This window comes from Pararhizobium sp. A13, assembly GCF_040126305.1.
Taxonomy (GTDB): Bacteria; Pseudomonadota; Alphaproteobacteria; order Rhizobiales; family Rhizobiaceae; genus Pararhizobium.
Map to the genome: position 1 here is coordinate 1702924 of NZ_CP149510.1, position 17579 is coordinate 1720502.

At 60.7% G+C, this 17579-nt stretch carries 17 protein-coding genes and 2 tRNA genes; 13 read left to right on the plus strand and 6 right to left on the minus strand.

Annotated elements, in window-relative coordinates:
• Positions 1 to 644: 644 nt before the first annotated feature.
• A complete protein-coding gene (rtcR, locus tag WI754_RS08190; protein WP_349437199.1) occupies positions 645 to 2252 on the minus strand; it encodes an RNA repair transcriptional activator RtcR in 1608 nt (535 codons plus the stop codon).
• Positions 2253 to 2462: 210 nt separating this feature from the next.
• On the opposite strand from rtcR, the gene WI754_RS08195 reads away from it, so the two are divergent.
• Complete coding sequence (locus tag WI754_RS08195; protein WP_349437769.1) at positions 2463 to 4019, plus strand: RNA-binding protein; 1557 nt, start codon at positions 2463 to 2465, stop codon at positions 4017 to 4019.
• A gap of 1067 nt (positions 4020 to 5086) precedes the next feature.
• A complete protein-coding gene (locus WI754_RS08200) occupies positions 5087 to 6496 on the plus strand; it encodes an RtcB family protein (protein ID WP_349437770.1) in 1410 nt (469 codons plus the stop codon).
• Positions 6497 to 6549: 53 nt separating this feature from the next.
• Here WI754_RS08200 and WI754_RS08205 read toward each other — a convergent pair whose 3' ends face one another.
• The 3 genes from WI754_RS08205 to WI754_RS08215 all read right to left on the minus strand — a co-directional run bounded on the left by WI754_RS08205 (position 6550) and on the right by WI754_RS08215 (position 7998).
• On the minus strand, positions 6550 to 6690 hold the full coding sequence (locus tag WI754_RS08205; RefSeq protein ID WP_349437200.1) for a hypothetical protein: 141 nt from the start codon (positions 6688 to 6690) through the stop codon (positions 6550 to 6552).
• 11 nt (positions 6691 to 6701) lie between these two features.
• The gene (locus WI754_RS08210; RefSeq protein ID WP_349437201.1) at positions 6702 to 7832 is read right to left on the minus strand and encodes a site-specific integrase; all 1131 of its coding nucleotides are present in this window, start codon (positions 7830 to 7832) and stop codon (positions 6702 to 6704) included.
• Positions 7833 to 7923: 91 nt separating this feature from the next.
• Positions 7924 to 7998, minus strand: a tRNA-Thr gene (locus WI754_RS08215).
• Positions 7999 to 8153: 155 nt separating this feature from the next.
• On the opposite strand from WI754_RS08215, the gene WI754_RS08220 reads away from it, so the two are divergent.
• The 11 genes from WI754_RS08220 to WI754_RS08270 all read left to right on the plus strand — a co-directional run bounded on the left by WI754_RS08220 (position 8154) and on the right by WI754_RS08270 (position 15341).
• On the plus strand, positions 8154 to 8387 hold the full coding sequence (locus tag WI754_RS08220; RefSeq protein ID WP_349437202.1) for a hypothetical protein: 234 nt from the start codon (positions 8154 to 8156) through the stop codon (positions 8385 to 8387).
• 269 nt (positions 8388 to 8656) lie between these two features.
• A complete protein-coding gene (gene murA, locus WI754_RS08225) occupies positions 8657 to 9949 on the plus strand; it encodes a UDP-N-acetylglucosamine 1-carboxyvinyltransferase (protein WP_349437203.1) in 1293 nt (430 codons plus the stop codon).
• 104 nt (positions 9950 to 10053) lie between these two features.
• Positions 10054 to 10494, plus strand: a complete 441-nt coding sequence (locus tag WI754_RS08230) for a DUF2948 family protein (protein WP_349437204.1) — start codon at positions 10054 to 10056, stop codon at positions 10492 to 10494.
• 64 nt (positions 10495 to 10558) lie between these two features.
• Positions 10559 to 11863, plus strand: coding sequence for a histidinol dehydrogenase (gene hisD, locus WI754_RS08235; RefSeq protein ID WP_349437205.1), 1305 nt, complete (start codon positions 10559 to 10561; stop codon positions 11861 to 11863).
• Positions 11860 to 12330: a UPF0262 family protein gene (locus tag WI754_RS08240; protein WP_349437206.1), complete on the plus strand. Its 471-nt coding sequence runs from the start codon at positions 11860 to 11862 to the stop codon at positions 12328 to 12330. Before hisD ends, WI754_RS08240 begins: the two co-directional genes overlap by 4 nt.
• Positions 12331 to 12398: 68 nt before the next feature.
• Positions 12399 to 12815 (plus strand): low molecular weight phosphatase family protein, encoded by a 417-nt coding sequence (locus tag WI754_RS08245; protein WP_349437771.1) that lies wholly within the window; start codon positions 12399 to 12401, stop codon positions 12813 to 12815.
• 124 nt (positions 12816 to 12939) lie between these two features.
• Positions 12940 to 13158, plus strand: coding sequence for a translation initiation factor IF-1 (gene infA / locus WI754_RS08250; RefSeq protein WP_037119817.1), 219 nt, complete (start codon positions 12940 to 12942; stop codon positions 13156 to 13158).
• 51 nt (positions 13159 to 13209) lie between these two features.
• The gene (locus WI754_RS08255; RefSeq protein WP_349437207.1) at positions 13210 to 13830 is read left to right on the plus strand and encodes a Maf-like protein; all 621 of its coding nucleotides are present in this window, start codon (positions 13210 to 13212) and stop codon (positions 13828 to 13830) included.
• A gap of 4 nt (positions 13831 to 13834) precedes the next feature.
• Positions 13835 to 14041, plus strand: a complete 207-nt coding sequence (gene yacG, locus WI754_RS08260; RefSeq protein ID WP_349437208.1) for a DNA gyrase inhibitor YacG — start codon at positions 13835 to 13837, stop codon at positions 14039 to 14041.
• Positions 14042 to 14229: 188 nt separating this feature from the next.
• A tRNA-Phe gene (locus WI754_RS08265) sits at positions 14230 to 14305 on the plus strand.
• Between the two features lie 121 nt (positions 14306 to 14426).
• Entirely contained in the window at positions 14427 to 15341 is a 915-nt protein-coding gene (locus tag WI754_RS08270; RefSeq protein ID WP_349437209.1) for a hypothetical protein, read from the plus strand.
• Between the two features lie 289 nt (positions 15342 to 15630).
• Here WI754_RS08270 and WI754_RS08275 read toward each other — a convergent pair whose 3' ends face one another.
• On the minus strand, positions 15631 to 16032 hold the full coding sequence (locus tag WI754_RS08275) for a hypothetical protein (RefSeq protein ID WP_349437210.1): 402 nt from the start codon (positions 16030 to 16032) through the stop codon (positions 15631 to 15633).
• Positions 16033 to 16201: 169 nt separating this feature from the next.
• Entirely contained in the window at positions 16202 to 17419 is a 1218-nt protein-coding gene (locus WI754_RS08280) for an adenylate/guanylate cyclase domain-containing protein (protein WP_349437211.1), read from the minus strand.
• Positions 17420 to 17579 lie beyond the last annotated feature (160 nt).

A 17579-nucleotide genomic window follows, 5' to 3' on the forward strand; every position in this document is an offset into this window, starting at 1 on the left:
GGTATCTCAATGTTATTCCAATCCTGCCAGTCAGTTCAGAACTATCGCAAAAAGTGTTATCGTCAATACTGCTCGACCACAGAGAGAAACTGAAATCTCGCTGTCATCAGAGAGGTGGTCAAGGGGCGATGTCGGGTCGTGCCTCGTGCCTGCCGCGTATTCTTTTAACATTTGCCACCCAAACACGCAATTTTAAGGACCAATCAACGCAGGATACCAGTGGATGCTGGAAAGCAAGCCCGTTCACCGATACGCCTTTGCCTGGATCGCCTCTGATCGTCATCACCTAGGCACCATAGTCAACACCGTCTCCGAAACGTCGCATGATTCTCATCGATGAAACAGGAGCAACATTGCCACCGCAACGCTCGCCGCCACAATCCTTGAGAAAAACCGAGGTCGATCATTCGTATCGAAAAGTTAAAAAATCTATGCTTTGCAGGAAATGACTGGTGCTGCTAGAGGGATTTGAAATCGCAGTCAATCTATAATTATCAATTGGTTGCGAGGTGTTTTGTAACGTCGTAACGAGCAATGATTTGTTGTGGGTTGTTGCTCCACGCCGCTTAGGCCAAACCTCAAGAGTATTTCATATCAAAGAACTCGTGATTCGAGACGTGCTTCGCAAGGGCACAGGCTTCCTGTCAGATACGTTTCGTGGTGTCCTCGAACCTGAGGCCGAAGCGCGCGAGGTATTTTACGAGGCGGTCGGCGTCGTTGCTGCTTTTCTTCTCCAGCCGCGAGCTTGCGAACAGGGCTCTGCCGGCGGCACTTGCCGTCGCATGCTCCCGGCAGGTGCGAAGGACGGTGGCGAGCTGCGCTGCGTCGAAGCGGTCGAGACGAACGGTAGCGTCGTTGCCCAGGAGTTCTTCGATGATCATGTCGGCTGCGCCATCGTCATGTGAGAGGCGCCAGAAGGAATTCAGTCTCCGGACCTCGTCGTCGACAACATCGGCCGTGATGCGCCCATGCGGTGCCAGCGTCGCCATGCGCGTGACAGAGGCCGACAGGTCGCGGAAATTGGCGCTCCAAACAGCTTGCGGGCCCGTCGCAAAGGCAAGATAGCGTTCACGCGCTTCCTTGTTGAAGGTGATGTTTTCGCCCTCGCGTTCGAGATAGCGCCTGAGCTCGAAGTCGAGATTGGGTTCGATATCCTCCTTGCGCTCGCGCAGGGCCGGCAGCCGGAAAGTCCACAGGTTCAGGCGGGCGTAGAGGTCCTCGCGAAATTTGCCCTTGCGCACATCTTCGCCGAGATCGCGATTGGTGCCCGCCAGCAGCTGGAAATCGGCGGATACTTCCCGATCGGCCCCGACGGGAAGGAAGCGCTTCTCCTCGATCGCGCGCAGGCACATGGCCTGTTCGTCGAGGCCGAGTTCGCCGATCTCGTCGAGGAACAATACACCCTTGTCGGCGGATTTGAGCAGGCCGGAACGCTCGCTTGCAGCCCCGGTGAAGGCGCCTTTCACGTGGCCGAACAGGGTGGACATCGCCTGGTCGCCGCGTAGCGTCGCGCAATTGACCTCAATGAATGGACCACTCACCTTGCGCTGGCTCTTCTTGAGCTCATAGATCTTGCGGGCGAGCTGGGACTTGCCTGCCCCGGTCGGGCCGGTCAGGAGGACGGGGGCTGTCGAGCGGATCACCACTCGCTCGATCTCGTCGATCATCCGGTTGAAGGCAGCGTTGCGGGTCGAAATGCCCGACTTCAGGAAAGAGGCAGCGTCCTCGCGCTCCGAGGCAAAACGCTTGGCAATCTCGTCATAGCGCGAGAGGTCGAGGTCGATGATACGGTGTGTGCCGGAGAAGTCCTGCTCCGCCTCCCGGTCGCGGGGTGGCGAAAGCTGCAGGAGTTGGCCGGGAATGATGCGCGCCTCGGTCAGAAGGAACCAGCAAATCTGCGCCACATGCGTGCCGGTGGTGATGTTGACGAGATAGTCTTCCGTATCGGGGTCGAACAGGTAGCTGCGGGCAAAGTCCCTGAGGTTCGTGTAGACCTCGGAAAAATCCCACGGGTCTCGGAAATTGATGACGTTGCTGCGCACCTCGGTTGCAGGCGATACGGTCGCGATGTCGGCGATGATCCGGTTGGCGAGTGCGGTCGCGTGGTTGTCATGGATGAGTTCCAGCCGGTCGATGAAAAGACCTGATTGCTGGCAGAGCCCGACATTGGGCCGCCAGCGGCTCCAGCGATTGTCCCATTTCCCCATGTCCAGGGTGGTTCCCAATATGCTAATGGCAACACGCCGCTTCATGGCTTATCCAATTATATAAAAGACGATAATTTTGGATACAGTAACGGATGCGCCAAATTTTGGCAATTTCTGGATGCCTTCGGTTGATGATAACTTTCCGCCAGCGATAACAGATAGATAGAAGAAAACTGCCTGCGTCGGGGAGACATTTCGTCAAACTGGCACGCGTCTTGAAATGTATCTGGCATGAACCAACCAAGAGGTGCTGTCATGGTCAACAAGGCGATCTTCAAAACCTACCTCGGAAAACTGCTTCCGGGCACGGACACGAAAAACCACGAAGCTGCGCCGGCCTACACGCTGACGCCGCGCGAGGCGCTGGCGCAGTATGCCGTGACCGGCACGTTCAACGGGACCTTCTATGCGGATGGGGCCGAGCAGTTGGAGGCGGTCAAGGCGCTTGCGCTTCAGGTCGAACCGGAGTTCCTGGCCAGGGTGGCGGTCCATGCCGCCGAGAAAGGCCATATGAAAGACATGCCAGTGACGCTGCTGGCCATGCTTTCCGGGCTCCAGAGCGACGCGTTTGCCCGTGCGTTTCCGCGCGTGGTCAAGAGCGGCAAGATGCTGCGCGGCTTCGTCCAGGTGATGCGTTCTGGTGCGACGGGACGCAAGTCGCTCGGAACGCGGCCGAAGAAGCTGGTGCAGGCATGGCTGGAACGGGCAAGCACCGAACAGATCCTGCGCGCGATGGTCGGCAACGATCCCTCGCTCGCCGATGTGATCCGCATGGTGCACCCGAAGCCGGCGTCGGAAGAACGCAAGGCGCTCTATGCCTGGGCGATCGGCAAGCCGCACGACTATGCGGCGCTGCCGGACCTCGTGAAGGCACTGGAGGCCTTCCGCCGTGACCAGACGGGGTCGGTGCCGGACGTGCCGTTCCAGATGTTGACCTCGCTGCCGCTGACCCGGGAGCACTGGGTCGAAATCGCCGAAAAGGGCGGCTGGCAGATGGTGCGTCAGAACCTCAACACCTTCGCGCGCAATGGCGTGTTCGAGGTGGCGGGGTTTGCCGAGGCGCTGGCCGCGCGGCTGGCAGATCCGGACGAGGTCCGCAAGGCCAAGGTCTTCCCCTATCAGCTGATGATGGCGTGGAAGATGGTCGACGGCCAGGTCCCGGATGTCGTGCGCGATGCGCTGCAGGACGCGATGGATGTTGCGATTGCCAATGTGCCCTCGCTTGCCGGCAATGTGGTGCTCTGCCCGGATGTTTCCGGCTCCATGGGTTCGCCCGTGACCGGATACCGCAAGGGTGCAACATCCGCAGTGCGCTGCATCGATGTCGCCGGTCTGATGACCGCGGCGTTCCTGCAGCGCAACCCGAAGACGCGAGTGTTGCCGTTCGAGAATGATGTGGTCAACGTCAGCCTCAATCGGCGGGATTCGGTGATGACCAATGCCGGCAAGCTGGCCGCAGTCGGCGGCGGCGGAACAAACTGTTCCGCGCCGCTGAAGAAGCTCGCAAACGAGAAGGCGAAGGTCGATCTCGTCGTGTTCATCTCGGACAACCAGTCCTGGGTGGATGCAGGCAAGAGCGGCCAGCCAACGGTTGTGATGACGGAATGGGCAAGGATCAAGCGGGTCAACCCGGCTGCAAAGCTGGTCTGCCTCGATATGCAGCCCTATGCCACCACACAGGCGCCGACGCGGGACGACGTGCTCAACATCGGCGGCTTCTCGGATGCCGTCTATGGGGTGATCACGGCGTTTGCGGCCAACACCAACGGAGCGGATGGCTGGGTGAAAACAATCGAGGCGATCGAGCTCTGAGGTAAAAAGCAATCCCCCCCGCGCCGCCGTGAACGGCGCGGGACCGTGACGAATGCCTTGGAAACTACAGTTCACACTTCCGTGTCGCGGGTTCGAGTCCCGCCGGGTCCGCCATACTATGGATCCGTAGCTCAGTCGGTAGAGCAGGAATGTTTCCAAAAATCCTCGTCGTCGCGGACGAATGACATGGCGAATGCAAAGGAAACTACATCGGCCGCGGCGGGTTCGAATCCCACAGGGGAGTCACGTTCCCATTCTGGTAGCGGATGTTTCCTTGAAATTGGTCGCCATGACCAACAAAGGCGAAAAGCCGGATACGATACTGGTGCTCCGCGAATGGAGTTGTGGGTTCGAAGCCTGCTCCGTCGTCGCCTCCCACCGTGGAGGACCGGCGGGAAGTGTCCGGGTGATTGTCATTCTGACCTGAATTGCAGCGGCGAATGCCGGACGGAACTACAGCCTCCACCCTGGATGGTCTGGTAAGGTTCGACTCCTTCCCTTGGCGGCGCTCTCTGGCACGAGCGGGGCCATCCGGTTTCGTCCACCCTCGTCGCCGCTGCGACGCTTGCGCTAACCCCGCCTCGCAGGGGCGGAATATCCCGGCAAATGCCGGCAGGACTACAGGTAGAGCAGCCGGCCGGGTTTCCGGTGGGTGTGTCGGATGTTCAAATCATCCCGTATTCCCTTGGGAAGGCGTAGCTCAGATAAGACTGTCCTGCCATCTCTTGTTGCCGGGGGCTTGAATAAACGGAATGCCCGGCGAATGCCGGCAGGACTACAGGGATAGAGCGGCCCGCCGGTATTCCGGCGGGCAGGTCGGATGTTCAATCCATCCCGTGTTTTCGAGAGGAACCGCGTAGCTCAGTAAACTGTCCTGCCAAAGCTCGTCGCCGGGACGACGAGAAGACCCTGGGCGAATGCCGCCGAGACTACACGAGCTGTGAGAGCGCCATCAATGATGGAATGCGTATAGTCATGTCTCGGCAAATGCTTGTCGCCCAGGTGGTGTGCCGAAACGAAACGGAACCAGAAGGACTGCAGACGCAGAAAAGACAATGACAGAAGTAATGAGCGGGCAGGATTTGATCGATGCCGGTATGAGCCAGGGCAAGTGGTTTCGCGATGCGCTGGAAGCGGCCAACCGGGTGCTGGGCGACGGCGGCTCGACGGCCGATGCGCTGGCGGTTGCCCGCGGCTATCAGCCGGGGCCGACCCTGCCGCTCAAGGCGCCGAATGACGTATCCATCCATATGAACATCCGCGCCGAAGATGCTTTCGAACAGGACAACATCGAAAAGGTGAGCGCAACGATGCGCGAGCTTGCCCGCACGCCGGTCGTTCGGTCGACCGCGATCATGCCCGATGCCTGCCCGTCCGGGCCGGTCGGCACGATCCCGGTCGGTGGCGTGGTGGCGTCGGAAGCGATCCACCCTGGCATGCATTCGGCCGATATCTGCTGCTCGATGGCGATCTCGATCTTCCCGGGCGTGGAGCCGAAGGCGCTGCTTGATGCCGTGCATGCCGTAACGCATTTCGGGCCGGGCGGACGCCCGCGCGGCGCCCAGATCAAGCCTTCCGAGGAGACACTTTCGGCGTTCCAGGCAAACCCTTTGCTGAAGGAGATCCTCAGTGTCGGCATCGATCACTTCGCCACCCAGGGTGACGGCAATCATTTTGCCTACGTCGGCCAGATGAAGTCGACCGGCGAGACGGCGCTCGTCACCCATCACGGGTCGCGCGCTCCTGGCGCACGGCTCTATGATCGGGGCATGAAGATCGCCAACAAGTTCCGCGAGCTGCTTTCGCCCGAAACACACCGGGAGAATGCCTGGATTCCGGCGGAAAGCGAAGAGGGAGAAATGTATTGGTCGGCGCTGCAGACGATCCGCCAGTGGACGAAGGAAAACCATTACGCCATCCATGATATGACGGCGGAAAAGCTGTCGGCGAAGGTGAGCGACCGTTTCTGGAACGAGCACAACTTCGTCTTCCGCAAATCCGACGGTCTGTTCTACCATGGCAAGGGTGCGACGCCGGCCTTCGACAACTGGGCTGAAGACGCAACCGATCTGACGATCATCCCGCTTAACATGGCGGAACCGATCCTGATCGTGCGCGGCTCGAACGCGGCACACGGTCTCGGCTTCTCGCCGCATGGCGCGGGGCGCAATTTCTCGCGGACGGCACACATGCGCCGCCTTGGCGAGGAATTCGGAGCCGATAGCCGGGGCCTCAGCCCGAACAACATCGCGGCTGTCATGGAGAGGGAAACATCGGGTCTCGACGCCCGCTTCTTCTCCGGCATCCCCGATATTTCGGAGTTGCCCAGCGCCTACAAGAACGCTGCCAATGTCCGGTCGCAGATCGAACATTACGGCCTTGCCGAAATCGTCGACGAGGTGATCCCCTACGGGAGCATCATGGCCGGCGACTGGCAGAAGAACGCCCCTTGGCGCCGCGGCAAGGGGCGGGGATAGTTGTTCGATGGATGGGCGCCGCTCGCAGCAACACGCGAGTGGCGCCTGCCAGATCAGGTTTCTGTTTGCTGCAAATGCCGTTTGAACATCTGCATCGTTTGCTCGCCGTAGTATTGCCCCAAAGCCAAAAAGAGCAGCTTTCCCTCATCGATTTCTAGATGGTATGCTACCGCTTCGACTTCTTCGATACGCAAGAATCCCAACCTTAATGTAATTCTACTACCCGGATGTGTAAGAACCAACGGTCTTCGATCTGGAAGAAGTCTCCTTTTTCCAACTGCCTCGCCTCGCCTCTGGCGGCCTTCAGAACCGCCCTCGCCTGATCCAGGGTGTAGGTGCGAGAGGCGCTGTCTCGTGCCTCCTTCACCGGAAGCTCGAGGTATTCGAGCGGCATCCCCTTAGGGAAGAGTTTGCCGCGGCTCTGCTTCTGGCCCCACGTCACAACGGCTCGTATAGCCGCCAACTTGTCCAGGACAGTCTTCCGGGATTGTTTTCCACTGGCCAGAAGGGTGTCGCGCCAGCCTTCGGCGTCGTGAAGTTTGATGGTGGCCACCCTCTTCTTCCGTCGAAACTTATCGAGCTCCGCAACGATACGGCGGTATTTCTCCAGCGTCCGAGGCGCCTTTTCCTTGCCGCCGAGCCCCATACTCGTGATGCGCTCCTGCTCGACAATGATGTCCTCGAAAGCAAGTTGGTTGAACTCCGCCGGATCAGCAGCGATATTATCGTCATTCACGACAGCAACCGCGAGCATGGGGTGTTCGGGCTTGCCCGCGTAATCGCCTTCGTCTCGCTCCATTGCCCGTCCAAGAGCTTCCAGCTCCGAAATGCAAAGCGCTCGAGCAAGGATGCGCCACTCATCGGTGCCCTTTTCAGCCGTGGTATTGCCTAGGAGCCGATAGTGCTCGATGCGCCGGCCGACGAGCCGCTCGAGCGAGTGGTCATCGAGCTTGCCGGCCAGGCCTTCCCGCAGTGATGCAACCATTTGATCGTCAATGCCGACACTGGCACACCGAAAGTTGTTCCGGAGCTCGGAGTCCAGGGTAAGCCTCACATTGTAATTTCGAAGAGCAATTTGATCGACGGGCAGGGAATAGCGACCCGGTTCGATAGGAGTGCCATTCGCGATCTGCGCTTTTCGTTCCGCAACAGCGATGAGCCCCCGGGGGCCGGCCACGGCGGAATGAAGACGTGCTTGCGCCAGTCGACGGTCGGGGCCAAGCGCATCGCGGAGTTCAGTTTTGTTGTCGAGGAAGGGCCGAAGGGCTTTTGGGATCACGATTCTAGCGAAATATCGGCCATCACGGTTGAGAAGATGCTTTTCTGTTCCTGCCACTGAATTCTTCCGTTTGTAACGAAGTTTGTAACGGCAGAATGACCAAAAAGGCCCGGAATGAAAGGGCTTCAATGATTTCAATGGGTTGGAATGGTGCTGCTAGAGAGATTTGAACTCTCGGCCTCTCCCTTACCAAGGGAGTGCTCTACCCCTGAGCTATAGCAGCATCGTGCGGCGGATCAGTGTTGTCCGGCGCGAGCGAGGGCCTATTGCCACAGCTTGTTGCGGAGCGCAAGCCGCAAATCTCACATTTCATTGGACAGGCTGGGGAAACCGCAGCGATACTTCCGGACTGCGCGGATTTGCGGTATTTCAGCGGTCATGCAAGACGAAGACGATCAGAGACGCAATGGCGATACCCCGCCGCAGGGGCCTGGCAAGCGGGAGCGCGGGCAGGAGGCGCGCCGGCAGGCGGAAGCGCGCCGCGAGCGGGCGGCAAAGACGCTGCGGGAAAACCTGTTGCGGCGCAAGCAGCAGGGGCGGGCGCGGCGTGCCGGCGATGCGGATGAAACATCCGGACTCCCTGCCGCAAAATCGGACGAATCTACGGAATAATCGGCGGCCATCGCCAACGGTCGAATCCGGGGCCGGATCGCGCACGGCTGAAGGTTGTCGTTTCAATCTTTCGCGTCCTGTCACACGGGGAGCGGGCGCGACGAGGGGAAATATGAGTCAGTGTGTGGATGTCGTTGTCCCTCCATCCGGATGTGCTTCGCCGTCATCGTTTCAATTTGCTTCTCATTTCACGGCACTTCCTTTATGGAGGCGCCAATCTCTAGAGAACGGCATGTCAGGAAAGGCGGGCGGCGCCCGTAAGGTACCCTATGGATCGCATCAGAATTACCGGCGGCAATGAACTTCGCGGGATCATCCCGATTTCCGGCGCCAAGAACGCCGCTTTGCCGCTGATGATCGCTTCGCTTTTGACGGATGACACGCTGACGCTGGAAAATGTTCCGCATCTTGCCGATGTCGAGCAGTTGATCCGCATTCTCGGCAATCACGGCGCCGATATCTCCGTCAATGGCCGCCGCGAGCGCCAGAGCGAAGGCTATTCGCGCACGATCCATTTCACGTCCCGCAACATCGTTGATACCACTGCACCTTATGAGCTCGTTTCGAAGATGCGGGCGAGCTTCTGGGTGATCGGCCCGCTTCTGGCGCGTGAAGGCAAGGCACGGGTTTCGCTGCCGGGTGGCTGCGCCATCGGCACGCGGCCGGTCGATCTGTTCATCGAGGGCCTAGCGGCGCTTGGCGCCACGATCGAGATCGATAGCGGCTACATCAATGCGACGGCGCCGAAGGGCGGCCTGATCGGTGCGCGCTACGTGTTCCCGAAGGTCTCTGTCGGCGCCACCCACGTGATGATGATGGCAGCGACGCTTGCCAATGGCACGACCACGATCGGCAACGCCGCGCGCGAGCCGGAAGTGGCCGATCTTGCCCGCTGCCTGAATGCGATGGGCGCGAAGATTACCGGCGCCGGAACCTCGACGATCACCATCGAAGGTGTCACCTCGCTGTCGGGCGCGCGCCACCGGGTCCTGCCGGACCGCATCGAGACCGGCACCTATGCAATGGCCGTTGCCATGACCGGCGGCGATGTCCTGCTTGAGGGCACGAACGCCAAGCTGCTCGATACGGCACTTGAAGCGATCCGCCGCGCAGGTGCCGAAATCTCCGAAACCGAGACGGGTCTTCGCATCGTACGCAATGGCGGCGGCATCAAGCCCGTGGACGTCGTGACCGATCCCTTCCCGGGCTTCCCGACTGATCTGCAGGCGCAGTTCATGGGCCTGATGACCAAGTCGAGCGGCATCTCGCATATCACCGAGACCATCTTCGAAAACCGCTTCATGCATGTGCAGGAACTGGCGCGTCTCGGCGCGAAAATCTCGCTTTCGGGCCAGACCGCCAAGATCGAGGGTGTCGCGCGCCTGAAGGGCGCGCCGGTCATGGCGACCGATCTGCGCGCCTCGGTGTCCCTGGTCATCGCCGGCCTGGTGGCGGAAGGCGAGACCATGGTGTCGCGCGTCTATCATCTCGACCGTGGCTTTGAACGGTTGGAGGAAAAGCTCAATCGCTGCGGCGCCAAGGTGGAGCGCGTGAGCGACTGATCGGTGCTTGCAATGCCACTTGCTGTTGCGGATTCGCCCGTGGCACCTTATGTCGTTTGTCACGACTGAGCCGCCTTTGGCGGCAGACAAAGGGATGAGATGGCATGGACGCATTGAAGCTGATGGGGTTGGACCAGGTAGACCTGGCGATCGTCTCCGCCCATGTGCAGGACGCGGTCTTCAAAGTATCGGGTCTTGCCTATGCGCCGCGTCCCCGCCAGCTGTCGCTGGTGATCAACCGTTTCGTCTGGGAAACGGCGGAAGGGCGCGGCAAGTCCTTCGAGCGCCGCCGCAGCGTGCTGCTTTTCAAGCGTGTCAACGCTGTCCGCTCCATCGGGTTTGATCGCAGGGATGGCGAACAGGTGCTGTCGCTGCTGGCCATCCAGTTCGGGCAGAACGGCGAGGGGCCGGATGGAACCGTCGAATTCGTCCTTTCCGGGGGGGCCTCGATCACGCTCGATGTGGAATGCATCGAGGTTCAGCTTGCAGATACCGGTGGCGCATGGGAAACCGGTTTCAAGCCCCGCCATCCGGCCGGAGCCTGATCAAGTGCCCGCCGGCCGTTAATGGCCGCACGCTTTTTAGACTATCTATTGAGGACTTTTTCCATTGGCCATCCGCCTTGATTATCTCACGCCCGGCTTCGAAGAGCAGTTCGCAGCCTTTCTGACGACCAAGCGGGAAGTCTCGGAAGACGTGAATGCGACTGTGCGGGCGATCATCGATGACGTGCGCCTGCGCGGCGACGCGGCGCTGGCCGATTATTCGAACAAATTCGACGGCCTCGATTTCGCTGTGACCGGCATGGCCGTCACCCCGCAAGAGATCGACGCGGCGATCGGCATGGTCCCCTCCGAGGTTCTCGGCGCGCTGAAGGTCGCTGCGGTTCGCATCGAGGCGCATCACGTCCGGCAACGGCCGAAGGACGATATCTACGAGGATTCGATGGGCGTCGGCCTCGGTTCGCGCTGGACCGCGATCGATGCCGTCGGGCTCTATGTGCCAGGCGGCACGGCAAGTTATCCGAGCTCGGTGCTGATGAATGCGTTGCCGGCCAAGGTTGCCGGTGTCGAGCGCATCGTCATGGTCGTGCCCGCCAATGGTGGCGTCATCAATCCGGCGGTGCTTGCCGCGGCGCGCATGGCGGGCGTCGAGGAAATCTACCGGATCGGCGGGGCCCAGGCGATTGCGGCTCTTGCCTATGGCACGGCGACGATCGCGCCGGTCGCAAAGATCATGGGGCCGGGCAATGCTTATGTCGCCGCCGCCAAGCGCCAGGTCTTCGGAACCGTCGGCATCGACATGATCGCCGGACCTTCCGAGGTTCTCGTCATCGCCGACCGCGACAACGATCCGGACTGGATCGCCGCCGATCTTCTCGCCCAGGCCGAGCACGATGTCGGGGCCCAGTCCATCTTGATCACCGACGATGCGCCGTTTGCTGCGGCGGTCGAGGCGGCGGTCGAGCGCCAGCTCCAAACGCTGCCGCGCGGCGAAACCGCAAGAGCCAGCTGGCGCGATTTCGGCGCGGTCATCCTCGTGCCCGATCTGGAGGTGGCGGTGCCGCTCGCCAACCGCATCGCGGCCGAGCATCTCGAACTTGCGCTCGCCCATGCCGATGCGATGATCCCGAAGATCCGCAATGCCGGCGCCATCTTCGTCGGCCGCCACACGCCGGAAGTGATCGGCGATTATGTCGGTGGCTCAAACCATGTGCTGCCGACGGCCCGTTCCGCCCGTTTCTCCTCCGGCCTCGGCGTGCTCGACTATATGAAGCGCACGTCCATCCTGCGCCTCGGCGCCGACCAGCTGCGTGACCTTGGACCGGCCGCGATCGCGCTTGCCCGCGCCGAAGGTCTGGAAGCGCATGCGCGGTCGGTCGCCATTCGCCTCAATCTCGGGGGCGAGGGATGACAGGCAGCCACCGCCTCTGCGATGTCGTGCTGGACGAAACCATCGGCCGTTCGACGCCCGACGTCGAACACGAGCGGGCGGTTGCGATCTTCGATCTGATCGAGGAGAATTTTTTCGAACCGGCCGGCCACGCCGGCGGTCCCTACCGGCTCAACCTGTCGCTGATCGACTCGAAGCTCGTCTTGGTGATCACCACCGAGGCGGGTGCAGGCGTGGCGACCCATATCCTGTCGCTGACGCCGTTCCGCCGAATCGTGAAGGACTATTTCATGATCTGCGAAAGCTATTACGAGGCGATCCGCTCCTCGACACCGAGCCAGATCGAGGCGATCGACATGGGCCGGCGCGGCATTCACAATGAAGGCTCTCAGACGCTGATGGACAGGTTGTCGGGCAAGATCAAGCTGGATTTCGATACGGCACGGCGCCTGTTCACGCTCGTCTGCGTGCTCTACTGGCGGGGATAGCCGTGACGGTCGCTGCTTCCCCCAACCTGCCGCAGCAGACCGGGAAAACGCCGAAGTCGGTGCTGTTCATGTGCGGAATGAACGCTATCCGCTCGCCGATGGCCGAAGTGCTGGCGAAAGCGATGCTGCCGCCGGGGACCTATATCGCCTCGGCCGGTGTCAGGCCGGGAGAGCGCGATCCCTTCGTCGATGTGGTGCTGCAGGAAATCGGGCTGACGGCCGGGCGGCATCAGCCGCATACGCTGGACGAACTCGAGGACGATTATTTCGATCTGATCGTCACCCTTGCGCCAGAGGCGCATCATGCGGCGCTGGAATTGACGCGGTCGATGGCGATCGATGTGGTATATTGGCCGACGCCAGACCCGACGGTCGCAACCGGAACCCGCGAGCAGATCGTCGCGGCCTATCGCGAGGTCCGAAATCACATCGCCACCTTGCTTAAGCATCGTTTGCTTGGACAAATGCCGGACAAGATGGCATAGCGCACAGGAAAACCGGAAAAGACGGTCGCTGCTGTTCACAAAACCGCGGCGATTGTGTAGTTTCCGCCAAATTTTGAAGGGCGCGGGTAGCGTCCACAGAGAAGCACAGAAAGAAATACCCTACATGGCGAAAGAAGAAGTCCTCGAATTCCCGGGCGTAGTCACCGAATTGCTTCCCAATGCGACGTTCCGCGTCAAGCTTGAAAACGAACATGAGATCATCGCCCATACGGCCGGTCGCATGCGCAAGAACCGCATCCGTGTTCTCGCCGGCGACAAGGTACTTGTCGAAATGACCCCCTACGACCTGAGCAAGGGCCGTATCACCTATCGCTTCAAATAAGCGCGGCGCGGCTTGTTTGCCGCAAAACACGAGATCGATGGCCCTGTTGCGATGGCATTGACACACAAGCTGATCCTGGCCTCCGGTTCGCCGCGGCGTGTCGAACTGCTCGCCCAGGCGGGCATCGAGCCGGCGCGACTGATGCCGATGGATCTGGACGAGACGCCGAAGCGCACCGAGCATCCGCGCTCGCTGGCCTGGCGGCTGTCGTCGGAGAAGGCACGGGCAGCGCTTGCCGCCATCAAAGGCGAGCCCGGCTGGGAAGGAAGCTACATCCTCGCCGCCGATACCGTTGTCTCCGTAGGACGCCGGGTTCTCGGTAAGCCGGAACTGGTCAGTGAAGCGTCGAGTGCGCTGCATCTTCTTTCCGGCCGCAGTCATCGGGTCTATACCGGCGTCTGTCTGATCACGCCGGACAAGACGGTGCGGCAGAAGGTCATCGACACCAAGGTACGTTTCAAGCGGCTCTCCAGCCACGATATCGACAGCTACCTCGCGTCGGGCCAGTGGCGCGGCAAAGCGGGTGCCTATGGCATCCAGGGCATCGCCGGCAGCTTCGTCGTCAAGCTGGTGGGTTCATATACCAATGTCGTCGGCTTGCCGCTGTATGAGACGGTGAGCCTGCTGATGGGCGAAGGTTATGACGTGCATGAAAGTTGGATGAAGGGCTAACGCCATGAGTTCTGAAGGAAACAAGGGTGCATCGAATATTGCGCCGCTGCGCAAGACTGTGCCATGTCCGGAATGCAGGCGCCCGTCGCACCGGGAACACTACCCCTTCTGTTCCGACCGCTGCCGTAACGTCGATCTCCACAGATGGCTCAAAGGTTCCTATGCCATTCCGGTAGCCGACGACGAATCGAAAGCCGGCGACGAGGAATAATGCGGCTAAAAATTTCGCGGATATCCGTTGTTTTTCAGATGTTTGCGACGAATGACATTTTCCTGTCGAAAAAACGTCATTTGGTGCTGGACACCGCCGAACAAGATGTTATAACCCCGCTCGCTTCCGGGGCGCAGCCAACCGCCCCACGGTTCTTCAAGCGGAACCACTGCTCACAAAGCAGGGATGCCCGGATAGCTCAGTTGGTAGAGCAGCGGATTGAAAATCCGCGTGTCGGTGGTTCAAATCCGCCTCCGGGCACCATTTTTCTATGAACATCTCATAGTCTTGGGGAGAACCGGTTAGTTACCTGTGGTTCACATTCCAGATTGCCGCCCTGAGCACGAATGCGGTCACGGGCCTGACCTCCACACAGGTCGATGCCTTGTCCGCCACACAGGTTGCGGCTTTAACATCGTCCCAGGTTGCGAGCCTCAGCTCGACACAGATTGCCGCCCTGAGCACGGCCGACCTGGCGACCTTCTCGACCGACGAAATCGCCGCAATCAGCGCGGCTGCCCTGTCCGGACTGTCTACTGGCAATATTGCGGCCCTCAGCGCCGGCCAGACCGCGACCTTGACGACAAGCCAGGTGGCAGCTTTGTCTTCCAGTCAGATCGAGGCCTCGAGTTCCGCGCAGATTGCAGCGCTGACCACGTCGCAGATCGGCGCTCTGGGTTCGGGGCAAGCCAAGGCCCTGTCCAGAGATAGCATCGCGGCGCTTTCCGCTGGCCAGATTGCTGCCTTGAGCACGAAGGCGGCAACAGGCTTGACCTCCACGCAGATCGATGCCTTGTCGACCGCGCAGGTCGAGGCTTTGACATCGACGCAGATTGCGAGCCTCAGCTCGACGCAAATTGCCGCCTTGAGCACGGCCGACCTGGCGACCTTCTCGACCGACGAAATCGCGGCGATCAGCTCGGCTGCCCTGTCGGGGCTGTCAACGTCCAACACCGCAGCGCTTTCCACCGGCCAGATTGCGGCCATGAGCGCGAAGGCGGTTGCGGGTTTGACCTCGGCACAGATCGCCGCCTTGTCAACCGGCCAGATCGCCGCTTTGTCTTCGATTCAGATCGCTGCATTGGGACCGACACAAGTCCCGGCTCTGTCTACCGAGGATCTGGCGACCTTTTCGACCGATGAGATCGCGTCGCTCAGTTTGTCTGCCATCTCCGGACTATCCACGGAAGACATTTCGAACCTGTCGAGCGATCAGCTGCAGGCCATAACGGCGGCCCAGGTGGAGGCGCTGGATGCGGAGCAAATTGCTGCGGTCATTTCAGCCTATCAGTCATTCTGATGGTTGACTGCACGGCGTTGGCTGCATGACGTCCCGGGGAGTGGTGTGACTTCCGCTATCGCCGAGCTTTCCGGGAAGGATTTAGTCGGGAATCCGCGCATGAGACGGCCCCATGATGTCCTTTCCCCTGATGCTTCGAGCGGCACGCCCGGCGGCGCGGGTGCCGACTCGACGGCGGGCACGGGCGGACTGCCTCCTCTTCGTCACGGCCGGCGTGGCGGCAAGCCTTGCCGATGCCCCACCAGCACCGCCGCCTTCAAGTTATTGCGGTGGTGATGACAGATGGACGCTAATGCGCCGCGGTCGCCGGGCGCGCAGCGGTGGTCCCGCCACTGAAAATGATCCCCGCGAACATTAACACACCGGCGAACGCAATGATCGACGCGACCGCCACAACGGGCTCCATCGACGGGTTGCCAGTGAGCATGAGGTAGAGCGCCGGCACCAGCAAAGCCACGCCGGCCGTGTAGACGGCATACTGGATCATCGCGATCCGACGTTCAGCTTTGGCCGGATTGAGGGCGTGGTATCCGCCGAAAATCGCCATGGTGACCCATCCGAGCAGGTTCGCATGAGCGTGTGCACCGATCGCACTATGATCGCCAGCGATGGCCATGTGCAGGCCCATGGAAATCCCGATGATCAGGAAGATGATGGCTGTTTTGAAATAAAGCTGAGCGACGCGCGGCATTCAGGATCCCCCTATTGTTGCCCCGCGCTAATATTAGCATTGATTTGGATTTGCCGAGAATAACCAAAATTGGTGGCGTCGCCGCAAACCTCCGCCCTGCCGGAGCGTCCGCTTGCTGCGCGAATTGCGTGTTGCGCATTTTCCCGGCTAAGGCGATCAGTTCCCCCCATCAAAGGGCAAACACATCGATCGGTTCGCCAAGCCCCCGCAACGGATGCAGGCCTAAATTTTCCAACTGGGCCTGGCATCCTGCCGTCTCGACGAAGGCCCGTGACAGAAGCACGGGGCGCTTGAGTTCCTTCGTCAGGCTTTCCAGGCGCGAGGCGATGTTGACGGCAGGGCCGATGACGGTGAAGTCGAGGCGGCTGCGCGAACCGATATTGCCGTACATCACATCGCCCACATGGACGCCGATGCCGTAGCCGAGAGGTGCATGACCCTTTTTCACGTTCTCCTCGTTCAGCGCCGCCATGGCGGCCTGGGCCTCGCGGATAGCACTTAGCAGGTCGTGGCAGGCATTGGCGTTGCTGAGCGGAAAGATCGCCAGAAGACCGTCGCCCATGAATTTCAGGATTTCGCCGCCGTGCCGTTCGATCGGTTCCGCCATCGCATCGAAATATCCGTTCAGGAGTTCGATGACGTCGTCGCGGGGCCACATATCGGATATGCCGGTAAAGTCACGCAGATCGCAGATCAGGATGGCAGCACCCACCGTTACGCCGCTGCCCCGAGTCGTAGCGCCTGCGAGGATCTGCTCGCTTGCATGCGGGCCGACATAGGTTTCAAGAAGCGTGCGCGCCAGGCGGTTTTTCAGCCGGATCTCGCTGACAAGGGCAACGGCCGGCAAAAGGTCGGCCAGGAATGCGATCTCGCCATCGCTGAAACCGCCGGGCCTGTCGCTGGCAAAGGAGATGATGTGGCGCTTGCCCAGCGTGTGTTCCAGCGGCCAGGCGATATAGTCGGTATGCCCCTCGGCGCGCAGTTCGTCGTAAAGCGGGTAGGGTGAAGCGTCCCCGTATCCCGGCTCAATGTGCTGGCGGACGACGGTGGCGCCGCTGTTGAGTTCGTTGATCGGGCTGTTGCGATATTGGGCGGTGTCCTCGACACCATAGCCAAAGGTGCGGATTTCGGCCTCTTTCATACCTCTCAGCCACAGAATCCGCGCGCCGAGCCATTGCGGATGGAGCGTGCGGAAATGCAACGTGCCGCGCGAGACCGGCACGCCGGCCTCGACGAGCTTGTCGCACATCGCCACGAAGATATTGTCGATGAAGCGCTCGTTGCGCGTCTCGCTCACCAGCCATTCTACGATGCCGCTGCTGTCGCCTGGCAGCAACTCTGTGCTCCCGGGGCGCAGGCTGGAAGTGGCGCTGGATGGAAATTGCATAACTACACCCCGTCATGGTCGTCGGCGCTGTGGACTGTAAACTTAGTCACGGCGAGACCGGAATACCAGAGTGGGATGTGTCTTAAGTGCTTTGAGATTGGCCCGTCGCGCCAACTATGGCCGGCCGGGAGAGGGCGGTCGGCGCGATGCCGATTGCAAA

What these genes read in the sequence shown, in the direction of transcription:
- rtcR (WP_349437199.1), bottom strand. Translation starts at nt 2,252, where the DNA reads ATGAAGCGGCGTGTTGCCATTAGCATATTGGGAACCACCCTGGACATG.
- WI754_RS08195 (WP_349437769.1), top strand. Translation starts at nt 2,463, where the DNA reads ATGGTCAACAAGGCGATCTTCAAAACCTACCTCGGAAAACTGCTTCCG.
- WI754_RS08200 (WP_349437770.1), top strand. Translation starts at nt 5,087, where the DNA reads ATGAGCGGGCAGGATTTGATCGATGCCGGTATGAGCCAGGGCAAGTGG.
- WI754_RS08220 (WP_349437202.1), top strand. Translation starts at nt 8,154, where the DNA reads ATGCAAGACGAAGACGATCAGAGACGCAATGGCGATACCCCGCCGCAG.
- murA (WP_349437203.1), top strand. Translation starts at nt 8,657, where the DNA reads ATGGATCGCATCAGAATTACCGGCGGCAATGAACTTCGCGGGATCATC.
- WI754_RS08230 (WP_349437204.1), top strand. Translation starts at nt 10,054, where the DNA reads ATGGACGCATTGAAGCTGATGGGGTTGGACCAGGTAGACCTGGCGATC.
- WI754_RS08240 (WP_349437206.1), top strand. Translation starts at nt 11,860, where the DNA reads ATGACAGGCAGCCACCGCCTCTGCGATGTCGTGCTGGACGAAACCATC.
- WI754_RS08245 (WP_349437771.1), top strand. Translation starts at nt 12,399, where the DNA reads ATGTGCGGAATGAACGCTATCCGCTCGCCGATGGCCGAAGTGCTGGCG.
- infA (WP_037119817.1), top strand. Translation starts at nt 12,940, where the DNA reads ATGGCGAAAGAAGAAGTCCTCGAATTCCCGGGCGTAGTCACCGAATTG.
- WI754_RS08255 (WP_349437207.1), top strand. Translation starts at nt 13,210, where the DNA reads ATGGCATTGACACACAAGCTGATCCTGGCCTCCGGTTCGCCGCGGCGT.
- yacG (WP_349437208.1), top strand. Translation starts at nt 13,835, where the DNA reads ATGAGTTCTGAAGGAAACAAGGGTGCATCGAATATTGCGCCGCTGCGC.
- WI754_RS08275 (WP_349437210.1), bottom strand. Translation starts at nt 16,032, where the DNA reads ATGCCGCGCGTCGCTCAGCTTTATTTCAAAACAGCCATCATCTTCCTG.
- WI754_RS08280 (WP_349437211.1), bottom strand. Translation starts at nt 17,419, where the DNA reads ATGCAATTTCCATCCAGCGCCACTTCCAGCCTGCGCCCCGGGAGCACA.